The organism is Enterovibrio sp. QJM3NY_24 (genome assembly GCF_057786035.1).
This window is the reverse complement of sequence record NZ_CM173520.1, coordinates 1,082,673-1,105,106: the sequence shown is the minus strand read 5'-3', so window position 1 is coordinate 1,105,106 and position 22,434 is coordinate 1,082,673. Positions and strand designations below refer to the sequence as shown.

General features: G+C 47.4%; 21 protein-coding genes. 10 read left to right on the top strand and 11 right to left on the bottom strand.

What is annotated here, in order from left to right:
• Positions 1 to 107 precede the first annotated feature (107 nt).
• Complete coding sequence (locus AC3CIC_RS21115; protein WP_488516116.1) at positions 108 to 4,733, top strand: hypothetical protein; 4,626 nt, start codon at positions 108 to 110, stop codon at positions 4,731 to 4,733.
• 15 nt (positions 4,734 to 4,748) lie between these two features.
• Here AC3CIC_RS21115 and yieH read toward each other — a convergent pair whose 3' ends face one another.
• The 3 genes from yieH to AC3CIC_RS21100 all read right to left on the bottom strand — a co-directional run bounded on the left by yieH (position 4,749) and on the right by AC3CIC_RS21100 (position 7,193).
• Positions 4,749 to 5,441 carry a 6-phosphogluconate phosphatase gene (gene yieH / locus AC3CIC_RS21110; protein WP_488516115.1) on the bottom strand — a complete coding sequence of 231 codons (693 nt, stop codon included), beginning with the start codon at positions 5,439 to 5,441 and terminating at the stop codon, positions 4,749 to 4,751.
• A 253-nt stretch (positions 5,442 to 5,694) separates the two neighbouring features.
• Complete coding sequence (locus AC3CIC_RS21105; protein ID WP_488516114.1) at positions 5,695 to 6,825, bottom strand: HlyD family secretion protein; 1,131 nt, start codon at positions 6,823 to 6,825, stop codon at positions 5,695 to 5,697.
• Positions 6,825 to 7,193 carry a DUF3302 domain-containing protein gene (locus AC3CIC_RS21100; protein ID WP_016959901.1) on the bottom strand — a complete coding sequence of 123 codons (369 nt, stop codon included), beginning with the start codon at positions 7,191 to 7,193 and terminating at the stop codon, positions 6,825 to 6,827. Before AC3CIC_RS21100 ends, AC3CIC_RS21105 begins: the two co-directional genes overlap by 1 nt.
• Positions 7,194 to 7,497: 304 nt before the next feature.
• Here AC3CIC_RS21100 and AC3CIC_RS21095 point away from each other — a divergent pair, with 304 nt between their 5' ends.
• Positions 7,498 to 8,163, top strand: coding sequence for a fumarylacetoacetate hydrolase family protein (locus AC3CIC_RS21095; protein WP_488516113.1), 666 nt, complete (start codon positions 7,498 to 7,500; stop codon positions 8,161 to 8,163).
• Between the two features lie 12 nt (positions 8,164 to 8,175).
• Here the strand turns inward: AC3CIC_RS21095 and AC3CIC_RS21090 are convergent, their stop codons facing one another.
• From AC3CIC_RS21090 to AC3CIC_RS21080, 3 genes are all read right to left on the bottom strand, one after another.
• Positions 8,176 to 8,751, bottom strand: a complete 576-nt coding sequence (locus AC3CIC_RS21090) for a DUF1415 domain-containing protein (RefSeq protein ID WP_488516112.1) — start codon at positions 8,749 to 8,751, stop codon at positions 8,176 to 8,178.
• Positions 8,752 to 8,852: 101 nt separating this feature from the next.
• Positions 8,853 to 9,362, bottom strand: coding sequence for a CreA family protein (locus AC3CIC_RS21085; protein WP_016959898.1), 510 nt, complete (start codon positions 9,360 to 9,362; stop codon positions 8,853 to 8,855).
• Positions 9,363 to 9,575: 213 nt separating this feature from the next.
• Positions 9,576 to 9,905: a hypothetical protein gene (locus tag AC3CIC_RS21080; protein WP_488516111.1), complete on the bottom strand. Its 330-nt coding sequence runs from the start codon at positions 9,903 to 9,905 to the stop codon at positions 9,576 to 9,578.
• A gap of 266 nt (positions 9,906 to 10,171) precedes the next feature.
• Here AC3CIC_RS21080 and AC3CIC_RS21075 point away from each other — a divergent pair, with 266 nt between their 5' ends.
• From AC3CIC_RS21075 to AC3CIC_RS21065, 3 genes are all read left to right on the top strand, one after another.
• Positions 10,172 to 10,627, top strand: coding sequence for a hypothetical protein (locus tag AC3CIC_RS21075; protein WP_488516110.1), 456 nt, complete (start codon positions 10,172 to 10,174; stop codon positions 10,625 to 10,627).
• 156 nt (positions 10,628 to 10,783) lie between these two features.
• Positions 10,784 to 11,302, top strand: coding sequence for a hypothetical protein (locus AC3CIC_RS21070; protein WP_488516109.1), 519 nt, complete (start codon positions 10,784 to 10,786; stop codon positions 11,300 to 11,302).
• A 211-nt stretch (positions 11,303 to 11,513) separates the two neighbouring features.
• Positions 11,514 to 11,966 (top strand): L-alanine exporter AlaE, encoded by a 453-nt coding sequence (locus tag AC3CIC_RS21065; protein WP_488516108.1) that lies wholly within the window; start codon positions 11,514 to 11,516, stop codon positions 11,964 to 11,966.
• A 108-nt stretch (positions 11,967 to 12,074) separates the two neighbouring features.
• Here AC3CIC_RS21065 and AC3CIC_RS21060 read toward each other — a convergent pair whose 3' ends face one another.
• Complete coding sequence (locus AC3CIC_RS21060) at positions 12,075 to 12,428, bottom strand: VOC family protein (RefSeq protein ID WP_017003059.1); 354 nt, start codon at positions 12,426 to 12,428, stop codon at positions 12,075 to 12,077.
• 382 nt (positions 12,429 to 12,810) lie between these two features.
• On the opposite strand from AC3CIC_RS21060, the gene AC3CIC_RS21055 reads away from it, so the two are divergent.
• From AC3CIC_RS21055 to AC3CIC_RS21035, 5 genes are all read left to right on the top strand, one after another.
• Complete coding sequence (locus AC3CIC_RS21055) at positions 12,811 to 15,018, top strand: esterase-like activity of phytase family protein (RefSeq protein WP_488516107.1); 2,208 nt, start codon at positions 12,811 to 12,813, stop codon at positions 15,016 to 15,018.
• Between the two features lie 277 nt (positions 15,019 to 15,295).
• Positions 15,296 to 15,844, top strand: coding sequence for a PepSY domain-containing protein (locus AC3CIC_RS21050; protein WP_016959889.1), 549 nt, complete (start codon positions 15,296 to 15,298; stop codon positions 15,842 to 15,844).
• A 123-nt stretch (positions 15,845 to 15,967) separates the two neighbouring features.
• Complete coding sequence (locus tag AC3CIC_RS21045) at positions 15,968 to 16,252, top strand: hypothetical protein (protein ID WP_488516106.1); 285 nt, start codon at positions 15,968 to 15,970, stop codon at positions 16,250 to 16,252.
• Between the two features lie 26 nt (positions 16,253 to 16,278).
• Positions 16,279 to 16,977: a response regulator transcription factor gene (locus tag AC3CIC_RS21040; RefSeq protein WP_016959887.1), complete on the top strand. Its 699-nt coding sequence runs from the start codon at positions 16,279 to 16,281 to the stop codon at positions 16,975 to 16,977.
• The gene (locus tag AC3CIC_RS21035) at positions 16,974 to 18,179 is read left to right on the top strand and encodes a sensor histidine kinase (RefSeq protein WP_488516105.1); all 1,206 of its coding nucleotides are present in this window, start codon (positions 16,974 to 16,976) and stop codon (positions 18,177 to 18,179) included. The genes AC3CIC_RS21040 and AC3CIC_RS21035 overlap by 4 nt, the downstream gene beginning before the upstream one ends.
• Positions 18,180 to 18,250: 71 nt before the next feature.
• Here the strand turns inward: AC3CIC_RS21035 and mltC are convergent, their stop codons facing one another.
• From mltC to lhgO, 4 genes are all read right to left on the bottom strand, one after another.
• Positions 18,251 to 19,354, bottom strand: a complete 1,104-nt coding sequence (gene mltC, locus AC3CIC_RS21030; RefSeq protein ID WP_394208863.1) for a membrane-bound lytic murein transglycosylase MltC — start codon at positions 19,352 to 19,354, stop codon at positions 18,251 to 18,253.
• Between the two features lie 350 nt (positions 19,355 to 19,704).
• Positions 19,705 to 20,421, bottom strand: coding sequence for a M50 family metallopeptidase (locus AC3CIC_RS21025; RefSeq protein WP_488516104.1), 717 nt, complete (start codon positions 20,419 to 20,421; stop codon positions 19,705 to 19,707).
• Between the two features lie 208 nt (positions 20,422 to 20,629).
• Positions 20,630 to 21,004, bottom strand: coding sequence for a hypothetical protein (locus AC3CIC_RS21020; RefSeq protein WP_488516103.1), 375 nt, complete (start codon positions 21,002 to 21,004; stop codon positions 20,630 to 20,632).
• A gap of 199 nt (positions 21,005 to 21,203) precedes the next feature.
• Positions 21,204 to 22,394, bottom strand: a complete 1,191-nt coding sequence (lhgO, locus tag AC3CIC_RS21015) for an L-2-hydroxyglutarate oxidase (RefSeq protein WP_488516102.1) — start codon at positions 22,392 to 22,394, stop codon at positions 21,204 to 21,206.
• Positions 22,395 to 22,434 lie beyond the last annotated feature (40 nt).

The window sequence follows — 22,434 nt, the reverse complement described above, 5'->3', positions numbered from 1 at the left end:
AAGCGAGATTCATGGGCTACAGTTACTAATGGGCAAATGCGTCTAGCGACCTATTTTTTTGTTGCACCGTTTAACCCGTGAGTTAAGAAAAGGCTGAGGGCGTTGATATGGCAAGCAAATTAATCATTACACAACTTGAAGGCAATGCACTGATCTTTGCCGCAGATGGAAGTGTGAGGGCGGCAGAGCAATATGCAGAGTTGAAGCCCGATGAAGTGCTTGTGACCGAAAATGGCGGTGCCGTGATAAAAGAAAACGGCGACCGTGAGATACGACTTGGCCCAAATAGCGGCTTTCTTTTCGAACCACCCCCAGAGTCTGACAACGATGTAAATGCCCTGAAGCGTGGTGTCGAAGAAGGTGATGACCCAACAGAAGGCGCGGATCCTGCAGCGGGAGAGCAAAGCAGTTCGTCCGTGTTTTTTGGCGCTGGCAATGTGATCGTGCAAGCTGCAGGCAGTGGCCGCCCTGGTTTGGGAGAGCTATTGCAAGAGGCTAAAGGGGAGGAGAACCAAAGCGTCGAGCCCCTGTCTATTAACAACTTCACGACGCAGCAACTAGGCTCTTTGTCTACCTTACAACGATTTTTTCTTGATCGTCTGAATCAAAGCGAGGCAAACGAAGAGTCTACTGCTTCCACTACAACGCCAGACATTACCACCTCTGCGTCCCCAACGCCTGTGCCCACAAACCCAGAGCCATCTCCGTCATCAGAACCCACTGATCCTTCAGATTCTGACTCTGGAAATAATGCACCCGCAGTGACGCTCGAATTGAATAACGTCACTGAAGAGTCGGTATCTGAAGGGCAGTCAGTTGCAACAATCACGGCGACGGATGCCAATAATGATGCTGTTACGGTTAACTTGCTTAACAATGAAGCCGGTTATTTCCGCATTGAAGACGGGCAGGTCGTTCTAACGCAAATCGGGGTGGACGCCATCAATGATGATGCGCTCGGACTTGATGCGTTGGAAATCGTCGTTGAAGCCAGCGATGGTGATTTGGTTGAACAAATAAGCGGTACGATTACCGTGAATAAAGTGAACGATAACGTGCCTACTCTCACTGTGGACGCAGTCAATGTGACGGAAGAAGCGGTCACCGAAGGCATGGTATTGGCAACCTACACGGCCAATGACGCAGATGGAAATACTCTCACCTTTACCCTCACTGACAATGATAACGGCTATCTGTCAATACAGGACGGTAACGTGACGCTGACTGCGGAAGGTGTTGCTGCCATTAATAACGACGCTTTGTCTATCGAGGCGATTGCCGTCAATATTACGGTGAGTGACGGAGACTTTCAGACCAGTGCTTCCGATCTTGTGGTGGTAACGCGCGTGAACGACAGCTCTCCTGACATATCTGTGATTGCGAGCGATGTGACGGAAGATAGTGTATCAGTCGGTCAAACGATCGCGACGTTTACGGCATCAGATGCCGATGGCGGCGATTTGACGTTCTCACTGTTGAATAATGACAGCGGCTACTTTGTCATTTCCGGTAGCAATGTTCAGCTGACAGAAGCAGGTGTAAACGCGATTCAAGATGATGAGCTGGATATTCGCAGCTTGTCGATATCTGTCACCGCTTCGGATGGTGAAAATCAGACCACCGCCGCAGATACGATTTTGGTTGGTCGCGCCAATGACAACTTACCTAATGTATCAATATCGGTGAATTCACTGCTGGAAGAAGACGTGTCGGAATCGACGTTAGTCGCCACGGTGACAGCGACCGATGCAGATAATGACCCAATAACCCTTACGTTGGCAAATAACGAAAGTGACTACTTCGTTCTAACCGGCAACGAAGTGTATTTAACTGAGACAGGCGTTGCTGCTATCAATCAAGATGGCGTAGATCCTCTCACGGCGATGTCGTTATCAGTACAAGCGTCTGACGGCACTTATTCCGTGGTAGCGACAGAATCAGTGAGCATTGATCGGGTCAACGACAACGACCCAACCATCACGTTGAATGTCTCCGACGCGATGGAAGAATCTGTCAGTGAAGGCCAAGTGCTGGCAACGATTGTTGCATCAGATCTAGATTCAGATTCGCTGGAATACAGCCTGACGACTGCCAATGCTGATTGGCTGGAAATCGTTGGGGATGAAGTTCGATTGACTGCTGATGGCGTCGCCGCCATCAATGATGATGTGGCAGAGTTGAACAGCATCAGTTTCAGTGTGACGGCAGATGATGGTGACCGTCAAACCAGCGTGGACGCCGATGTAACAGTGAATCGCGTCAACGACAATGCCCCTGTGATTAGCCTCACGGTGAACGATCTGACCGAAGAGTCCGTGTCAAAAAACGATGTGGTGGCGGCCTTCACCGTCTCTGATGCGGATGAAGATGAGCTATCGATTACGCTCATTAACAACGATAGCAATTACTTTGTGTTGAGTGGCACGCAAGTGTTGCTTACTGCGACAGGCGTTGCTGCGATTAACAGCGACAGTGCAGACCCCTTACTTACATCAATGTCTTTCTCTGTGACAGCAAACGATGGTACAACGACCACAGAAGCGTCTGCCACTGTGTCCGTGACACGTATTGAAGATATTGTGGCGGCAGATGACCAAGATGAGATTACAGCACTAGGTACTGTTACTGGCAATGTGATCTCAGGGCTAAATGGCGATGGCAGCGATACTGTGCACGATGGTGTTACCGTGACGCAGGTAAGCTATCTGGGTGATGATTACGTGCTGTCGGAAGGCAGTGTGACAATTGCGACTGAGTCTGGTTCTTTCACCATGACGGACGACGGCAACTACACCTATATCTCATCCATTCAAACTCAATTCTATGCGAGCGAGCTTACCGCGGCATTTGATAGCTCAAATGGCGTGACTTTCTATGGCTCCGGCTTAGACCAAAACATCTTCCTTGATGGCAATGCCGCTGCAGGGCTAGATTTGGACACCCTCTTAAACCAAGAAATCCATGATGACAATCCTGCTCCAGCCAACACCAGCGACGATGTGATTGATGGCGGTAATGGTGATGACGTTCTCTACGGATATGGTGGCAACGATAACATCGAAGGCGGTAACGGGGTTGATGAGTTGCATGGCGGAGAAGGTAACGACACTCTCTCCGGTGGCAATGGCAAAGATGTGCTTTATGGTGATGCGGGGAACGATACTCTGGACGGCGGCAGAGGTGGAGACCGTCTTGTCGGTGGCGAAGGTGACGACACGCTAACATTGGGCAATGGACCTGATGTGGTGGTGTTTGAATCCGGCACTGACACTGTGAATGGTTTCAAAACCAGTAACGACAGCATCATCATCAAGAATGCCACCTCAATCGACACATTCGATGAACTCGTGATGGAGCAAGTCGGTGATGATACCCATATCACGCTCGACACTGGCAAACTGATTTTAAAAGACATCGATATAGATGATTTGGATACCGACAACTTTACCTTTGAAGGTGCTGTTGCTGGTGGAGATTACGCCGCATTAGTGTATGGGTTTCGTGATGAAATTGACCAGACTATCTTGACCCTGAGTGGACTCAATACCGACGACACCTTCGATTACTACTTGTATGGCGCTGATGGCGAGCAAGTGGGTAAGGGGTCTTCAACCTACACCGGAAGCGATGTGACTATCGAGGCGACAGAAAATACCTCGTTTCGCTACTTAGTGATAGACAATACCGATGTGCTAGTGGAAGCGCTTTATGGATCGTTAGAAACCCTGTCCCTTACGGATGAAGCTTTCATTTACACGGTTGTTGATAGCGATTCAAACCTAGATCAAGCCACGCTGACGATAAGCTTTGACGACGCCACCAGTTTGGTTGCAACCGTTCAGACCGCTGGGCTCAGTGGTGAAGTCAGTGGTGCGCATATTGCCGAAGGAAATCTGGTTAATAATGATCAGCTTACAGGCGATTGGTCTCTGTCTGCGGTCAGTTTTGACGGAGCGATCTATAACGCTACAGAAGGCATCATGCTGATTGAAACACCCTATGGATCGCTGACCATTTATGGTGAAGATGAAGGCACTCATAAAAAAGGAGACTTCAGCTATCAATTGATGACAGATGTCACTGAAAACGACGTACTGGAATCGTTTAGCTATGAATTAGTGAATGATAGCAGCGGTCTGCATTTTGAAAGCACGCTGGATATCCGCCTTGCAGACAACACCAATGAAGATTTGAGCGACCTTGTCAATACCACTGAGTTGACGGGTGACAACAACGCGAATTTGTTAGCGGGTCATCAAGGGGACGATACCATCAGCGGCGACGCGGGTGCTGATCATATTTACGGTGGCGCGGGTATTGATGTCATTGATGCTGGCTTAGGTGATGATCTGATTGTGGGTGGCAAGGGCAGCGATTCACTAACAGGCGGGACGGGCGCAGATGTATTTGCGTTTCTTAAAGGCGATGCCGACACGTTTACGACAGACGTGATTGCCGACTTTGATGTTGCGTTTGATAAATTGGATTTGTCTGATCTCCTCGAAGGTGCAAATGCAGATAACATTGATGATTACTTGGTATCTCTAAGTGACGAAAATGGTAAAGCGACACTATCAGTGGCGAGCGACGGTGAGAACACCGATCAAGTTATTGTGTTTAATGACAAATCGCTCACAGAGTTGAGCCAGGATGTACTGGGTATTGCGTCAGGATCGGGTTCAGAAATCTTGGGTCGAATGTTAGAAGATGGACTGCTGATCACGCATCAATAGTTTCAGATACGCCAGCTAAGCCCAGCTATTAGACAGGGGAAGATTCGCCATGAGAGATTTGAGCTCTTTGATAGAGCTTACACATGTTACTAACGGGTGATCAATTTGCATCTTCTTACCCTCATTCAGATACACCGTTCGCATACCTGCATTTACCCCTGCTTGTACCCCCAAAATTGTATCATCCACAAATAAACATTGGTCAGTGGGAGCCGCCATATTCATCGCTGCATAGTGAAGTAAATCGGGTGCAGGTTTCCAGCTGTTAGCATCAAAAGCGCTGAATAGCCGACCTGTAAAGTGCGACAGTAGCCCTGTCATGCCGAGCGACATTTCCATTTTTTCTACGGGGCCATTGGATGCCACGCACATATCGACTCCGGCTTCTTCAAGCATGTTGAGTAAATCAGGCACGCCATCAATTGGAGTGAGGTGTGTTTTAAACAAAGATTCGCACTTTTCCCGATACAACGGCTCTAGCTCGTCTAAAGAGATTAATAGCCCATATCGCTCACAGGTCTGCAGCAAAATATCAGCGAGTTTCCCACCTTGGAAATTATCTAAACATTCTTGTAAATCAAGCACGATATCGTAGTGAGCGAATACATCGACCATGGCCATTTGACTGAGGACTTCACTGTCTACCAGCGTACCGTCACAGTCGAAAATAACGCAAGACAAAGGGGTATCGTAGTCAAAAAGATTCATTCGATTTTAGTTAACCTGTTTACTGGGTTGAACAATCGGGCATACCGTAAGCCTTGACCTGACTAAGAAATTCGACAAGTGCTATTTAGTAAATTGCCAACTAGGTCTTGTCATTGGTCGTCAATCGAGGGAAAAATCAACGCCAGATCGGGTTTTATTGTAAGTGAGTCAATGTGTTGGAAGTGGGACGGGAAAAGGCGATCCTCGGCTCAGGAAGCCGAGGATCTAACAAGGAAAATGTGTGTCGTGAGTGTTAGTGGTCGAGGTATAGGTAGTTCTGCCAGCTCTTCATGCGGATAAGAATTTTACGCATGATGGAGACATGGTGGAAGCTGTCAGAATAAACGGCAATTTCAACGTTGGTGCCAAACGGAAGGTTGTACTCGCTCATATCATCGTTGATTTGAAGTACCACCAAAGCTCTGCCCTGCTTATTGAACATGGCATCACCAAGCAGTGCACCCTGCGCTTGAACTTGTCCTTCTCCAATAGCGGGTATGACTTCAACGACTTCTCCGCTGAATGTTTTGCCCGGCAAAGCACGGAAAATAAATTCCGCCTCAAAGCCTGTCTTCAAACGGAGCAAACTGTTTTGTCTAAATGCACCCACAAAGCGTTCTTTTTCTTCATTCACGAACGTCATAACAGGACGCAAAGGCATAGGTACTGCCATCATGCCAGGGCGCAACGTCACTTGGGTCACTAAGCCGTCAGTTGGCGCGCGAACCACAGTGCTGTCGAGATCAAATTGAGCTTGTTCCAAGCTCGCCAGCGCTTGTGCAACCTGCGTGTTCACACCATCAATAACAGATTCTAACGCAATAAGCTGGCGACTTTCTTCTGCTTCAGCAGCGGCTAACAAGGCTTGTGCAGCAAGATAAAATTGTCGTTTGTTGTCAACGTCAGACTTGGTGAATGCGCCTTTTTTTGCCCCTTTTTGGTAACGCTCAAATTCCAATTTGGTGCGATCGCGTTCTGCGACTGCTCGCAAGGTATTGGCTTTAGCCGTTTGATATGAGGCTTCCAAACCCAGAGCAGATTGTTTAGCTGCGGTGAGTGCTGCTTGAGCGTCAATCACGCGTGAGTTAAATCGCGTTGGATCAATCTTGAATAGCACGTCACCTTGCTTTAAAGGCTGGTTGGGTTGTACCGGTACTTCCACCACTTGTCCGCGTACATTGGGAATGATAGGGGTAGTGACATACACATTGCCACCTAGCGATGTGTGAGGGTGGTTATAGTTCATTAGCAAAATCAATGAGCCAATGAGCACCACGCCACCTAATACAGCGGTAGGCACTGTCCACTTGTTTAAAGGAATACGAAATATTTTGAAAATAGCGATACATAGCGCGGTATAGGTGAGAATAAGCAGTAAATCCATTAGATTTCTCCCTTTTTCGGCGCTAGGTCGTCTTGTGATGGAGGCGTTGATGAAGGTTGTTTTTCCAACTCTTGCACTCTTTTCTTGAGTGCGTTTAACTCCTCCTGTATCGACTCTTGATTGTGCTCAAGCGTACTCATGCCCCAACCTCTGTCGTGTTGCCACAGCGTTGCCCATATCCACAAAAAAGGCCAGAGGACGTGTAAGGTGAACAAGCTGACCCATCCGGCATGATGAATCGCGTCCTGATGAGGGTGATTGCGCTTTTTAGCGATTTCATAGGGAATGTCATGAATCACTATCACGCCATAGAAGATGACCAGCGCGACAAAAATCAGCAGCGCCAGCGCGATGTAATCAAGGTTCATTTTTCATCCTTAAAATTTTGATATTGATATAAACCTACCTGTTTGCCTACATTTGAATACATGAATAGATGTGGGCACGGATAAGGCATTGTCAGTGTATAAGAATTTTCATTCCGTCTCATTGTTTGTATGTCCAATAATTTGAACCGACAAGCAGCGATGACAGTCATTCGCCATTTTTGTTTGAAGGCGTGGGATTGTTTGCTTGTGTGTGGAATCGAGTACACTGAGACTTCAATGCTAGGTGTTGTATCAAAGCATCTTGAGGTGGCTTAGGTGTATGTTTTCAATAAAAGGAGAAGGGATGTATTCGCACACATGGATAGACGGCAAAGGCATTGCGTTACCGGCCGGAAAAGTGGTTTGTATTGGCCGGAATTACGTTGAACATGCCCAAGAGCTGAACAACCCAATCCCTGATGAGCCCGTGTTGTTTATCAAACCCTCCACAGCGCTGGTAGGCTCGTCTTCTTCTCTGGTGCTCAAAGAGACCCTAGCCCCTATACATTACGAAGCAGAGCTGTCCGTGCTGATTGGACAGCCGTTAACTCATGCAACGGAAGCCGAGGTGCGAGAAGCGATTATGGGTTTAGGTGTTGCACTCGACCTGACGCGACGAGAAGCGCAAAGCGCGCTAAAAGAAAAAGGGTTGCCGTGGGAGATTGCGAAAGCGTTTGATGGCAGTTGCGTGCAATCCCCGTTTGTGGCGAATCACCAAATGGATCTAGCGTCGACCAAGTATGGGTTGGATATTAATGGCGAGGCGCGTCAGCGAGGCGATACACAATTAATGATAACGCCTGTGATCGCTTTGATTTGTCACCTTACTCAATACTTCACCCTATTGCCGGGGGACATTGTGCTGACAGGGACGCCAAAAGGTGTTGGCCAACTGCATGCGGGCGACGAGCTGGCGTTGTCATTGTCGGGTGACACTCTCGCGAATTTTCGCTGTGTGGCGGCGCCTTAAATAGCTCGTGCGCTAAACCGATGGAGCCCTGAACAAATACGGAAACAGGGCTTTTTTCTCTGAGTCGGAAAGCCCGCAAACGCGGTCGATGTTGATTTGTGGAATGTCTTCCGCATTTCCACCGTAATACTTGAATGCCTTCTCGATACTCGCTTCGCGGATCAGATGAAACACAGGGAATGGCGACCGATTGGTCAAGTTGCTGTCGTCTTCAGGCTCGACATCAGCAAAGCAATAGTCAGGGTGAAAACTGGCGATTTGATAGATGCCACGCCAGCCAAATTGATCAATCAGCATGTCTGCCACATCCAAGAACTGGTTGTAGTCATCAAAGTTTTGAAAGAGATGGGGTGTGACGACCAAGGTTGTTTCCAAGTCCGCCACTTCACTGCTGTCTAACAACGATAATTCCGCCAGCAGACAATCCATCACTGTTTGATCATCTGTGCCTTCACACACTTCAATTTTTATTTGCTTGTTACGCTGTGGTTTAGCGGCAAAAGGGCAAAGATTGAGGCCAATGACGACCTTCTCTAACCATTCTGTGGTTTGTTGTTCGATGTCTAGAACAGACCATTGCGTCGTCATGGGAAATCCCCCTTTGAATGCGAGGGAGTATAGTAGCGAGGGTCTGGTGAAATGCCTACGAACAAGGGTAATTTACAGTGCAAATCACCCTTGTTTGCTGATTAATTAGTCGTAACAGGGGCTTTCCACGCCTTGGTGCCCCAAAGTGGCACGGTAGACAGGCTGTGCTTGTGGCTGCCTTGTGTCTCTTTGGTGGAATAAGAGAGGTACATCAGAGTTTGATTATCAGAATCAAAAATTCGACGAATCTTCATCGATTTAAACAGAATGCTTTTCGATGCGGTAAAGACAACCTCGCCTGACTTTGATCTATCGACGTTTTCAATCATCTCTTCGGTGATTTCACCTGTTTGACGACAAGAAATGCCCATGTCTGACGGGTCTGAAAAATCCAGGTCGGCTTTCACGTGACTGATATGGCAAGTGACACCGGAGACTTCAGGGTCACTGAATATTTGAATTTTGATGTCTTTGGTGGTGAACAAACCCAAGCTCACGTCTCCCACCTCATTGTCGGAACAACCTGTGACGGTCAGTGCAAGCAGAGAAGCGGCAACAAGAGGGCGCGAATAAGTTGAAAGTGAAGCTAGAGAGAAAAAGTTGGGTCGCATTGCGAGGTAACCTGCTAATCGTTGTTAAAAAAGACGCTGACTCACTCTAACAGTGGCAAGCCTCGTTTGTCTAACAACGACTTGCCATGCCATCTATTGGTCACATATTACGCTGGTCTTGGCTGCGAAGTTACGGTGCATTCACACGTGTACTTTGAGCGTTAAAAAGCGGCACTGTTGTTTTACGCGAAGATCACTCAATAATACAGGCGATCAGTTGAACTGAGCATCACCAGGCTTACGATCTAAGTTTTCAGGGTTGAACGATTTTAGCTCGTTGTAGGCATCACAATAGCTGGCGGTGAGGTTGTACTTCTCACGCCCGGCTTCGATTTTTCGTTCTGCGATACGACGGTTGTCAGCGCCATTGCGCGTAGAGCTAAAAATTCGCTGCTGGGTAAATAATTCTTGGGTGAATTTTTTTTTGCAGATCGACTCGTTTTTTTCTGTGACCACTTCCCCGAAAGATTCTTGCTCTTCGGCGAAAACGGTGGGTGTGGCTAACAGTCCAATAACTAATGCTTTTACAAAGAGATAGCGCATCCGTGTTGCCTCTTGAGGTGATGTCATGATTAAAGATAGTTCACACTGGGCTGCCTCTCCAGTGGGACGAGTGATTGATTATTGATACAGAACAAGGTTGTGTGCGTTGAATGGTTACTAAGCGGTTTCCGCGATATTTGCCGTCAGGTTGAAGAAAATGTGCGCTGATATCGGTGTGGGTTAACATTCCTGCAAAAAGGGAGATGAAGCAAACAGAGGTTTGGCGGTATCTTCTTCTTTTTCAAGGAACGACAGCGGCGTAGCAGATGCAAAAACAAGTGAACAGTTCATATCTACAACTCTTTATGCGTGAGTCAGGCACCGCAGCCATGCTGGATACAGAGCAACTGCCAGATGTGTCAGACGTTGATGCGATTGCCCTTTTTGATTGGATGGCCAGTAAGCGTTCATTTTCTACCTCCGAAGTGCGCGGTCAGCGTTGGATAAAATCGTGTAGTGCCGGTTACATCACCGAGCTGTTATTACATGCTGATGGTTCATTGGAAGAACATACGCTTTTCAATAGACTCCCGACCACGGGTTGTTGGAAGCTAGAACAAGGTGTACTTGATATAGAAATCACCAAAGGCAGCAATAAGTATCGTAGCCGTGTGATTGCGAATAAATCAGTGAATATTCACTCAGCCATCGAATATAAAAACAACGAGTTACATTCCTACCTCAAGCTTGCACAGGTTATGCCCGTGGCGAAAGGCGCCTAGTCCTCATTACCTGAAATTAAGCCGAACCTGATCCAATTTGAAGGCCAGCACATGCTGGCCTTTTGCGTTTTATCATTAAGAAAAGTCCATCATTGAAAGGATTGATGTCTCGTCACGTTCTGTTCTCGACTATACCTTTAGAAAAAGGACGAAAACGTGCGAATAGGAATACCTACGTGGGCGGTTGTTGCCATTGGTTTGGTGTTAAACATTGTTGCTGCGTTGATGACCAACTTCGTGATCGATGGCTTGGGCGAGCAATCCGCGTCAGTTATCGAAACGCAAACCAACAATAATCAGCTTATTCAACTTAGCTGGCAGCAGCTCGATGCGCTCGAACGTCGTCGAGAAACCATCCTGGTCATTTTGGCTGTTAAACCTGATATGGACTCTCTCCCCCTGCCGTTTAGTCGTCGATTGCTGCAGTCGTTCAATGATATGAGTGAGACCGAGGTTACACAGCACAATATGCCACTCATCATGGACGCCATTGACCAACAGCAGGATCTTCTGCGAAACAAAATTGATACGTTATATCTCGATAACCTACAGTTGGCTGACTCTCAACGAGATTTAGGCAGCAAAATCTCCGCTTACCGAAACCTCGCTCTCTTCCTCCAAGTACTTGGGCTGGCACTTATCATGGCCAGAGACCTTTCTAGAAAGCCAAGTTAGCCTGATATCCTCACCAATAAATCACAATGATACGAATGGCTATAAATTCTATTTCTATGTAAATTAACAGAATTTATGACTGGATATTTTTGAAAATATAGCACCTAAAATTGTAGGTGTTTTGGTCTAATAGCCGAACAACGTGTTGACGTTTTAAGACTTTTTTGCAGTGTTTTGCTGCTTTTGATTGATGCGATTTTTGGGGTGAGAAATGAAAGGCGCTAACCGCGTTCGTACTGTTGTGGCTGATATGTTTGCCATGGTCGTGTTCTGTTTTGTGACGGGCATGATGATCGAGATTTTTGTGTCTGGCATGTCATTTGAACAATCGCTGGCATCAAGACTGCTATCGATACCGGTCAATATTTTGATCGCTTGGCCTTATGGTGTGTTCCGTGACAGTGTACTGGCATTTGCAACGCGTCGGTCGTCATCTCGGCTGGGCAAGCGCGCAGCAGATTTCTTTGCTTACGTGACGTTCCAATCTCCCGTGTACGCTGGCATATTGTTCAGTGTGGGTGCAGAGCCAAACCAAATTGTCACGGCAGTGGCGAGTAATGCGTTGCTTTCCGGCATGTTGGGCATGGTATATGGCGTGTTTTTAGAACGCTGCCGCAAGTTGTTTCGTGTTGGGGCAACTTTACCGAATCAGCTAAGTGCGTAATGCGAGATCGCATCAAATGAACATCGAAAAGGGGTGCCAATGTGGCGGCCCTTTTCGATCATGGTCTCTCTGCAACTTTCACATCATGCTGTTGATTGAGATTGCTCTTTATTTATCAGACCACACAGCAAATTCATTTCCGCTGGGTTCGGTAAAATGAAAACGTCGCCCGCCCGGAAATTCAAAGATAGGTTTCACGATTTTACCGCCAGTCTGGCGAACGTTGATTTCTGTTTGTTCCAGTGAGTCACTGAATAATACGATCAGAGCGGAACCATTGGCTGTGTCGGCGAACTGATCAGCACGAAAGAATCCACCATCTAAACCTTGGTCAGAAAATGCGGTGTAATCTGGGCCGTAATCGGTGAACGTCCAGCCGAACGCTTCAGAGAAAAAGGACTTGGTGGCGAGAAGATCACAGGCGGGAAATTCAACGTAATTTATCTTACCGTGTTGCGTCATTGGCGCACTCCAAAATAAGGGGCGTGGATGGGTATAACATACGGTAACGTGTGTAGGCATAACGTCCGTATTGGCTTAGAAACCCCGCACAGCCTCTGAAAGTTGATTGAGATGATGATAAATCAAGCCGTCTCCGTTCATTGAGATCAAGGCCACTTTCTAAGCAATGCTAACGTCAGTGTAGGTAAACAAAATGCCGTGCGGTGACATTGCTTTCAATGTTATGGAACGCAGACTAGCGTTACATGTAAAAACAGGGAGATAAAGCGGCCTCAGAAGCACATTTCCCTCGCATCACCTAATTGCCATCTCACTGTCATGAGACTGTCACCGCAACAGGAAAAAGTAGCGCCATTATTTATGGTATTACAGGAGTTACCTCATGCGTACACAGCGCACTCTTCTACTTTCATTGTTAGCAGCATCTATCGCCACCGGTGTTCACGCCGCGGATAATCAAGCGTTCCAACGCATCAGTGCGTTCTCTACAGACAACAATATTCCGCCGGGCGTGGAAAGGACGCATGAAAGCTCGGCAGAAATTATTGCTGTTAGCGAAGATGGCAACACCTTGGTCTATTCAGACAGCCCTCTTGAAGGCGTCGGCCTTGTTGATATTCGTGACCCGAAAAAGCCAATGGGCAAGGGCTTCATTACGATGGGGGGTGAGCCAACCTCGATAGATGTGGTGGGTGAGACGTTTGTCACTGCGGTGAATACCTCGGAAAGCTATACCCACCCATCCGGCTTTTTGGTGCAACGTAACCTAGAGTCGGGCAAACAAATCGCTAAGTGTGATCTCGGCGGTCAGCCTGACTCAGTCGCCGTGGCCAAAGATGGCAGCTTTGTCGCTGTCGCCATCGAGAACGAGCGCGATGAAGATCTTAATGATGGCGTAATGCCGCAATTCCCCGCAGGGCACTTGTCTCTTATCCCGCTTTCAAACGGCGTAATGGATTGCGACGCCCACAAGAAAGTCGCGATGACAGGGTTGTCTGACATTGCGCCTAACGACCCTGAACCCGAGTTTGTAGATATTAACGGTTTGGGTGAAGTGGTTGTTACCCTTCAAGAGAACAATCATCTTGTGCTGGTGGATGGCAGAAAAGGCACTGTGATCGCCGATTTTTCTGCGGGTGCGGTGGATCTTAATAACGTCGATTTGGATGAAGAGCGCGCCCTGACATTTGACGGTAAGCAAATGGCGAGAAAACGTGAACCCGACGCCGTGAAATGGATCGACGATGATCGCTTCGTGACCGCCAACGAAGGAGATTACGAAGGGGGGTCTCGCAGTTTCACTATCTTCAACAAGCAAGGCAACGTGTTGTTTGAATCAGGGTTAGATTTTGAATATCGCGCGGCGTTGGCGGGTCACTACCCTGAAAAACGCTCAGGCAACAAAGGCGTTGAGCCTGAAGGACTTGAAATAGGCACCTTCAATGGTGAGCGCTTTATCTTTGTTACCTCAGAGCGCGGTTCATTGATCGGTGTCTATCGCGATACAGGTGCAGCGCCAGAATTTGTGCAACTGTTGCCATCCGGTATTTCGCCTGAGTCTGCGGTTGCAATCCCAAGCCGTGGCTTGCTGGCGACGACCAATGAAACGGATTTGATTGAAGATGGCGGTGTGCGTTCGCACGTCATGCTTTATCAAGTAACGTCCGATGCGCCTGCTTACCCACAAATTGAATCAGTCATGATAGATGGCAAGCCACTAGGCTGGGGTGCATTGTCCGGTTTGGTTGCGGATCTGAATAACGAAAACACCTTGTATGCCGTCAACGACAGCTTCTATAAAGCACAGCCGTCAATTTTCGTCATAGATGCATCATCGACACCGGCCAAAATCACGCAGCGCATTGCTGTTACTGTCAACGGTAAGCCTGCGAAAAATGTGGACTTAGAAGGCATCACCACCGATGGCAACGGCGGATTCTGGCTTGCCTCTGAAGGGCGTACCGACAAGAACATTCCTCACGCGCTTTATCGCACCGATGCTAACGGCAAGATTGTCGAAACCGTTGCCTTCCCCGCCGACCTGCTTGCGGTTGAAAAGCGCTATGGCGCAGAAGGGATCACACGCGTAGGCGACAATCTGTGGATAGCGATTCAGCGAAGCTGGAAAGATGACCCTGAAAATACCGTCAAGCTGGTGCAATACAATACCCGTACTGGTGATTGGAAAGCGGTGCGTTACCCGACAGATGTTGTCAAAAAAGGCTGGGTCGGATTATCTGAAATCACCGCTTACGAAGACGCGTTGTACATCATCGAGCGTGACAACCAAATTGGTGATGCCGCGAAAGTGAAGCAATTGACGCGCGTTATCTTGGGTGATGTAACACCAGCCCCATTGAGTGGTGAACTGCCATTAGTCAACAAAGATGTGGTGTATGATTTTATCCCTGATCTACAAGCGACGGGTGGTTATGTGACCGATAAAATTGAAGGTTTTGCCATCACCAAAGATGGACGTGCATATGCAGTCACCGATAACGACGGCGTTGATGACAGCAGCGGTGAAACCTTATTCTTTGCGCTCAAGCATGATGGCAAGCCCGTCGACTTTGCAGCGCTGCGTCCATAACGCAACGGCGTTTTAACCATGAGTTAAATCCAAACCCATACGTTCAAAAACCCCCTTAAACGTCAGCAAATCGCTGGCGTTTTTACGTTCTGTTTTATTGATGTATTTACATTGTAAAACGCTGATTTATGAAATTGTTATTAAGAAGACACCTCGCCATCCATAACCTTACAAAAATGTATAGTTCAGGAAAGCCTCCTGACAACGACGGCGCGTAGAGTGGCTCCATCGACAGAGACATTCTGATTGAGCCAAAACTAATAACGAGGACACCACCATGAAAAAGAACATCAACTTTAAGCCTGCTGCTATTTCTGTACTTCTTGGTATGAGCGCCATGATGGCAATGGGTTCAGCAAATGCGAGTGATGCACCAACATCGCTAAATCAAGATGCGGTGTCACTGCTTCAAGCGGTTGAAATTGCGAAAAATGAAACGGGCGGTATTCCGCTTGAGGCAGAGCGCGACGTTAAACACGGTCAAGCGGTTTACGAAGTGGAACTGTCTGCAACTGACGGCCAAGAAATCCACACCGTGATTAATGCTCAAACAGGCGAAGTGATTTTGATGCAAAAACGCCGCGACCATGACGACGATCAAGATGACCAAGTTGAAGATGCCATGTGGTTGTCAGGTTTGAACAACGGCACTTATCTGTCGCTCGAACAAGCTGTGATGCAAGCCGAAACCGAATTTGGTGGTAAAGCGTGGAGCGTGGATGTAGACGATCACTTCGGCAAAATAACTTATGACGTGGAAATGCTTGATGCCAATGGCAAGCGCGTAGAAACACATATTGATGCCGTTGCGGTTGCAGCCAAGTAATTTGTTACAAGCAAAATAGAATCACACAAAAACGATTGTGATGACTGAGGCGATGTTGCCGAAGCAGAGACTAACAAACACAGAATAAGGGCGTCGTCGTTTGACGCCCTCAAGGAGTGAATAATGGTTAAATCTATACGTCAATCTATGTCAAAGCTATCGATGTCGAAGCTATGGCTACGCGCCAAAGCGCTGGCAAAGCAAGTTCGAGAAAATGGTGTCACTGCGGTTGTGGGTGTATTGAGCTTTTCCCTGCTTTTCATGCTAGGACTGGTTACACTAGGAATCACACTGTTAGCAGGTGTTACTGCGGTGATTATTGCTGCTTGGAAACAACGTCAGTTTAAAAACAACGTCGCTAACCCAACAGATCATAATATCAACAACGAGCCTATTGCTGCGGTATAAGCCGCCGCTTTCAAGAGAGAGTTCACATGCGAATATTACTGGTTGAAGACGATGTGAGTCTCAGCAGTTTTGTGGAAAAAGGGTTACGTGAAGCAGGTCATCAGGTCGAAGTGACCGACAACGGCAAATATGCGCTGACCCTTTGCATGGCAGAACAATACGATGTCGCGATTGTCGACCGAATGCTGCCCGGATTGGATGGCTTATCGCTGGTTAAAGCGCTCCGTGCTGCACAAATTGGCACTCCGATTTTATTTCTAACCTCCCTTGGCGGCGTTGATGACCGAGTGGAAGGGTTAGAGGCCGGTGGGGATGACTACCTGACCAAGCCCTTTGCCTTTTCTGAATTGTTGGCTCGTGTGACGGCGTTATCGCGCCGCTCTGTACTTAAATCCAACGAAACCAACCCTGAATTGAGCTTTGGCGATGTCGTGATCAACTTGTTTGAACACACGGCGATTCGACAAGGTATCTCGCTTGATTTGCAACCGAAAGAGTTTCGTATTCTGGAGCTCTTCCTGCGCCATCCTGGACGAGTGATCACACGTACCATGTTGCTAGAGCACGTGTGGGACATTCATTTCGACCCGCAAACCAGCGTAGTCGAAACCCACATCAGTCGATTGAGAAATAAGCTGGAAAAACCGTTCGGTGACACACTGATCCAAACTTTACGCGGTGTGGGCTACAAGTTAGAACATAAAGACGGCGGAGAGGTGAAATGATTGCAAAGTTTTCAGCCTCTGTTCGTCAGTACTTATCGTGCCGTCGCTTGCTTGATGCGCTTCCTAAATGGATGAAAACCTCTGCCACACAGCAGGGATTAATGTTTGGTGCAGTGTCATTGCTCAGCCTGTTTTTGATGGCGGCAGTGACATTTGTCTATGTCGAGCATGAACTGAGCGATCAAAATAGCGAGATAGTGAAAGAATCCCGCGCATTAATTGAAGGTCATGGTCAGCGGAAGGTTGATGATGACCCGATTGAAGATGATGAAATCCTCGCGGTATTAACATCAGGATTCATCTTAGCTGGCGTTTTGGTGTCATTACTCACCGCAGTACTGGTCGTGGCGATGGGGCGGATCAGCCAAAAGCGCATTAATCGTATTGAACGTGTGCTCAATGCGGCGGCAGATGGCGATTTGTCTGTGCGAACCGGAGAGCGATATACACACAACGATTTGGCGCGTATTTCGGTGTCAGTGGACGAAATGTTGTCGCGTCTTGAAGGTTCGGTCGCCGCCATGAGTGATATTTCATCCAACATTGCGCATGAGCTGAAAACGCCAATCACTCGTTTACGTCATAACCTTTTGACGCTGAGAGAAGAAGCGGAAACGCTGAAGGTGACGGAACAAGCCACTTTTATGCAGGAATTGGATCATGCACTGGCAGACTCACAGCGGTTAGCCTCCATTTTTGATGCCTTACTGCGTATTTCACAAATTGAATCTGGCGCGAGACGTAGTCGTTTCTCGCAGATTGATTTGGTACACATTATCGATACGGTGGCCGAAATCTATGGCGATGTTGCGGAAGATGCTGGCATGTCGCTGGTGGTTGAAAAGCCCATGCAGCCTCTGCTGTTCCAAGGCGACAGAGAACTGCTGATCCAACAAGTGGCAAACCTGATTGAAAACGCCCTGCGTTATTGCCCTGAAGGCAGTCAGATCTCGCTTAGCTGTGGCCAAGCGCGAGAAAGTAATCAAGTCTGGTTGAAAGTGGAAGACAACGGCCCCGGTATTCCAGATGCTGAAAAAGAGCGCGTGTTTGAACGTCTGTATCGCGTCGACAAGAGCCGCACAGACGGCGGGTTGGGGTTGGGGCTTTCTCTTGCCAAAGCCGTAGCAGGGTTGCACCACGGCGTGATTAGCCTGACTGATCGCAAGCCGGGGTTAGGTGTGATGGTTACTTTGCCGCGATAAGCTACCCACCCAATTTCATCCCCCCACACGAATTGACAAAACTGTCGCTAGTGGGGGGCAGGCTGCCTGAGTTAGATTTTCCCTTCTTTAAAATCTTTTTGGAAATAGAGCACTTTTTGCAGATAGCGTCTGGCTTCATCTTTAGGATGCTTCGTCGTTAGCGCGTCATATACCTGACTTGGCGATTTCTTGTTCAGTGTAACCATCGCCTTTTTCCTATCTGGGTGGAACGTTGCCAGCACGCCGCCCGTTCCGCCGTTATACGCCGAAATCATACTGAAATGCCGTGAAGATGGGTTGGTGACGTCGCGTAAATATCGCGTTTTTAGAATGTATAAATACGCTGCGCCAGTATCGATATTGTTAGCAGGGTCAAACAGGTATTCTTTGGTTGGCATTCCTGGCTTTTTCTTTACCAGATTAAACACATCCGCCCCTGCTGTTTTTGGGATCACCTGCATCAAACCGTACGCACCCGCATGGCTTACTGCATAAGGGTTGAAGCTACTTTCGGTTTTGATCACGGCATAAATCAAGCCTTCAGGAATGTCATAGCGCTTTGATGCATCGCGCACCAAGTGGGCGTATTGATATTCACGTTGGGCAAGGTGATCTTTTACCATGTCGATTTGGACGTAGTAAGCGTTACCTTTCTTGATGGTTTTGGATTGCAACTTGTTTTCAATCATGTAGGCGGCAAAGCGATTTGCCCGCCATTCCCACTCAATCGATTTCCCTTCCTGATCGACCACTTGCCCCAAGAAAAACGGTTTGCCTTTAAGCTGAATATCTTTGTCCGTGAACTGTTCAACATCTTTAGGATCGGCGGGCATGAGCACGGTTTGAACAATCGCTTTGTGCAATTTTTCCATCGGCTTATGCTGCGACACGGTTGAAACATAAATTTTTCCCGCATCAAAGTCGATGTGTGCCCGAGTCTGATAACCGTCGAGATATTTCACATAGCGGTGTTTGCTGGATTCGATGTATTCGTCTTCGCCCCATTGCTTTTTAGCTTCTTTGGCGAGCAATGAAAACAGCGCAGCAATCGCTTTTTTGTTGCTATCGGAAATCGGCTCACCAGCAATCGGCGGCGTATGATGATCATTGCTTTGAGGTGGTATCGAACAGCCCGTCATTAGGGCTGCGCAGAGAAACAGAACGGTTTTTTTCATGATGAATTAAGTATCTCTTTTCTGAGTGAAGAGTGTTTTTTAATCAGATGGTTGGCGGGAGAATAATGGAGAGCCTCCGCCTATTGAATAGAGGCGACGATGCTATGCCTAGGCTTAAGAAAAGAAAAGGAATTTGTGGGAGATTATGTGGTGCAGACATCATAAGTTTGGCGTGAATACCGACTTAAAACCACATTAAGCCGAACTGGGCGTTGCGAAATAACACGATTGACGATTATCCCTAACGCCGTCAGTTCGTTTCAGTTGAACTCGACTTTCTGATAACAATGTAAACCATAACAATGGTTTGAAGATTCTGGCGCGAATTGCTCAAAGAGAGAGGCTGTGTATCACTGCTGCTGTTTTTTGAGCGTGATGTTATATGCCAACTTAAAGCAATACAAACCAATACCAAGCCAGATCAGGATAAACACGAACGAAGGTAGGAAGGTTAGCTTACTTAACGACACATGATCGCCCGTCTGATCATAAGACCATAAATAAGTGGGTGAGTAGATGGAGTTCAGCATGACGAAAATGCCGAGGAATCGGAGGAAATAACTGCCAGCTTTACCAAGGTACCAGCTAACGACAAACACGCCGATCACAAAGCTTAAAATCAGGCCCGTTGTCAGACTGTCGATATACAGGAAGAAAAAAGCGCTGAAAGCAATGAGAGCAACTTTTATACTTTTGCTGGCGTTAATGCTCGTGGCGTAGATGAGAAGCCCCCAAAGAGACGCACCCGCATAACCAGAGAAAGCAATGATAATCTGACCTATCCGTCCACTAACCGCGGAAACTACATGTCCTTCCCTCCACGCTAGATGCAGGCTTTGAAGGTGGTTTCCAGTCAGTAAAGTAGCAAGCGCGTGTGAGCCCTCATGGAGAAAAACCTCAACGGGTTTTAGTGAATAACGCAATATTGCCGAATGACTGAAATGATGCATCCATAACGCTAAAAAAGCGAAAAGAAGAAAGATAAACAGATCCCCTTTCGCGTGTTGTTGTATGCGTTTAAACATCGATAACCTCAACCGACTAAGAACAAAATTGCCTTTATTCAAGATATGGCAAGAAAAGCCTATTCTGGAATTTTACGAGTGTAACTTTTCACATGTGTAAATGGTAAACACTGTAAATCGTACTTAAAAAAATTCGCAGAAACGAAAAAGGCGTTATCAAACCCTAAGTTTTTAACGCCTTGAATAAATTGAACATCATGTTGTGTATGACGAACATGGGCAAGCTGAATATTTGCGCTTGGTTTAACGATTAATCAATGTCGCAATCAGTACAACTTTGCAGTGCGATTTCATGTTCAAAGACGGCGGCGTCGCTACCCTCTGCCAGTAACTCTGCTATTTCATCCGCGACCTCTTGCTCATCTTCCGCTTTCACTTGATTTGCGAGTTCTTCTTCGGAGTAGCCGTAGAAATTCAGCAATAAGTAGTCACGCGCTTCGTCTTTAGTGCAAGTAACGTGCACTGAAAGATCTGGTTCAACGTTGCCTTGCGCGATAATCGCAGCCATTTGCGCGACGACATCATCTTTCATCGCAGCCGTTAACCAACCAAGATCCGTGCTGACTGTGGTTTTTTTACAGTTAAAACAAGGAAGTTGATGAAAGTAGTATTGAAAATCAGTCATGGGTAATTTTTCTTTAAGTGTTTTGTAGCAAGATTATGAGCGTTTTCTAGCAAAATACTATCTCAATAGACATTGAAGACAAGATTGTCTTGGATGATTTTGAGTGCAAATTGATGACCGCTTACTTAATCTGAACGGTATAAAATATCTTGAGAGTCGAGGCCAACAAAATATTGTGCGCATAAGGTAAGAACAGCCGCTATGCGTCTAATTTATCGACAATGAAGTTCGCAATCGGAAAACATGACGTGGCGGCTGGCGATGGCGCATTGCATACCACCAAGGTGCGTGGGGTTTGATGGAATAAGAAATCATCCACCATGTCGCCATTTTGATAGACCGCCTGCGCTCGGATACCAGAAGGATATGTGAGCAAATCCTCTTTGGTTAGCAACGGGCAGTATTTCTGCACTTCTTTGAGATATCCCGGCTTCCATACCCCGTTACGCAACTCTTTCATCGCTGAAGAAAAATTGCGTCGAATAACGTTGTAAAAGCCGACATATTGCAGCATTTCTGCGGTGTCTTTGAAAGAAAGTGAAAACCGCGAGTACCCTTCGCGAGCAAGACTTAGCACTGCATTAGGGCCGACGGTGACCGAGCCATCAATCATCTTGGTGAGGTGAACGCCGAGAAAGGGCAGGGCGGGATCGGGGATGGGGTAAATTAGACTAGAAATAATCCCATTGTGTCGCTGTGGAAGCTGGAAATAATCGCCCCGGAAAGGCACAATTTGGAAATCTGGCGTTTTGCCGAGCATACGCACAATGCGATCTGACATGACACCGCCACAGGCAATCACCTTGTCGGCATGGAGGATCTGGGTGCCAGCAACAACCGTCACGCCTTCCTCGGTTTCCTGTATGTATTCGACGCTGCTATTGAATATAACCTCGCCGCCGCTCTCCTTGATCAGTGTTCCGAGTTTTTTACAGATCTGACGGTAATTGACAATGCCTGTTGACGGCACAAATATCGCACCAACCCCTTCAATATTAGGCTCTTTTTGGTGAAGTTGAGCTGCGTCTAAAACCTCGAATTCCAAGCCGTTTTCTTGGGCGCGGATTTTTAATGCTTCCATGCGACCAAGCTCTATGTCACTTGTGGCAACTAGCAGTTTTCCGCACTCTTCAAAAGGAATGTGGTGCTCGCGGCAAAACGCTTTAATCGCTAGGTTCCCCTCGGTACAGAATTTGGCCTTCATGCTGCCCGGTGTGTAGTAGACACCTGCGTGAATCACACCGCTGTTACGGCCTGTTTGATGACTGGCGACTTGGTCTTCTTTATCCACCACCACGACGTGTGCATCGGGATAGCGAGTTTGCAGTTCATGCGCCACGCTAAGCCCAACAATGCCTGCGCCAATTACCAGATAGTCACAATTCTTCATTTGCCAGTCCTAGCGTGTTGTCCAACAAAGCGTATCGCTC

Coding starts and splice junctions, on each gene's coding strand:
- AC3CIC_RS21115 (WP_488516116.1), top strand. CDS start 108: ATGGCAAGCAAATTAATCATTACACAACTTGAAGGCAATGCACTGATC.
- yieH (WP_488516115.1), bottom strand. CDS start 5,441: ATGAATCTTTTTGACTACGATACCCCTTTGTCTTGCGTTATTTTCGAC.
- AC3CIC_RS21105 (WP_488516114.1), bottom strand. CDS start 6,825: ATGGATTTACTGCTTATTCTCACCTATACCGCGCTATGTATCGCTATT.
- AC3CIC_RS21100 (WP_016959901.1), bottom strand. CDS start 7,193: ATGAACCTTGATTACATCGCGCTGGCGCTGCTGATTTTTGTCGCGCTG.
- AC3CIC_RS21095 (WP_488516113.1), top strand. CDS start 7,498: ATGTATTCGCACACATGGATAGACGGCAAAGGCATTGCGTTACCGGCC.
- AC3CIC_RS21090 (WP_488516112.1), bottom strand. CDS start 8,751: ATGACGACGCAATGGTCTGTTCTAGACATCGAACAACAAACCACAGAA.
- AC3CIC_RS21085 (WP_016959898.1), bottom strand. CDS start 9,362: ATGCGACCCAACTTTTTCTCTCTAGCTTCACTTTCAACTTATTCGCGC.
- AC3CIC_RS21080 (WP_488516111.1), bottom strand. CDS start 9,905: ATGCGCTATCTCTTTGTAAAAGCATTAGTTATTGGACTGTTAGCCACA.
- AC3CIC_RS21075 (WP_488516110.1), top strand. CDS start 10,172: ATGCAAAAACAAGTGAACAGTTCATATCTACAACTCTTTATGCGTGAG.
- AC3CIC_RS21065 (WP_488516108.1), top strand. CDS start 11,514: ATGAAAGGCGCTAACCGCGTTCGTACTGTTGTGGCTGATATGTTTGCC.
- AC3CIC_RS21060 (WP_017003059.1), bottom strand. CDS start 12,428: ATGACGCAACACGGTAAGATAAATTACGTTGAATTTCCCGCCTGTGAT.
- AC3CIC_RS21055 (WP_488516107.1), top strand. CDS start 12,811: ATGCGTACACAGCGCACTCTTCTACTTTCATTGTTAGCAGCATCTATC.
- AC3CIC_RS21050 (WP_016959889.1), top strand. CDS start 15,296: ATGAAAAAGAACATCAACTTTAAGCCTGCTGCTATTTCTGTACTTCTT.
- AC3CIC_RS21045 (WP_488516106.1), top strand. CDS start 15,968: ATGGTTAAATCTATACGTCAATCTATGTCAAAGCTATCGATGTCGAAG.
- AC3CIC_RS21040 (WP_016959887.1), top strand. CDS start 16,279: ATGCGAATATTACTGGTTGAAGACGATGTGAGTCTCAGCAGTTTTGTG.
- AC3CIC_RS21035 (WP_488516105.1), top strand. CDS start 16,974: ATGATTGCAAAGTTTTCAGCCTCTGTTCGTCAGTACTTATCGTGCCGT.
- mltC (WP_394208863.1), bottom strand. CDS start 19,354: ATGAAAAAAACCGTTCTGTTTCTCTGCGCAGCCCTAATGACGGGCTGT.
- AC3CIC_RS21020 (WP_488516103.1), bottom strand. CDS start 21,004: ATGACTGATTTTCAATACTACTTTCATCAACTTCCTTGTTTTAACTGT.
- lhgO (WP_488516102.1), bottom strand. CDS start 22,394: ATGAAGAATTGTGACTATCTGGTAATTGGCGCAGGCATTGTTGGGCTT.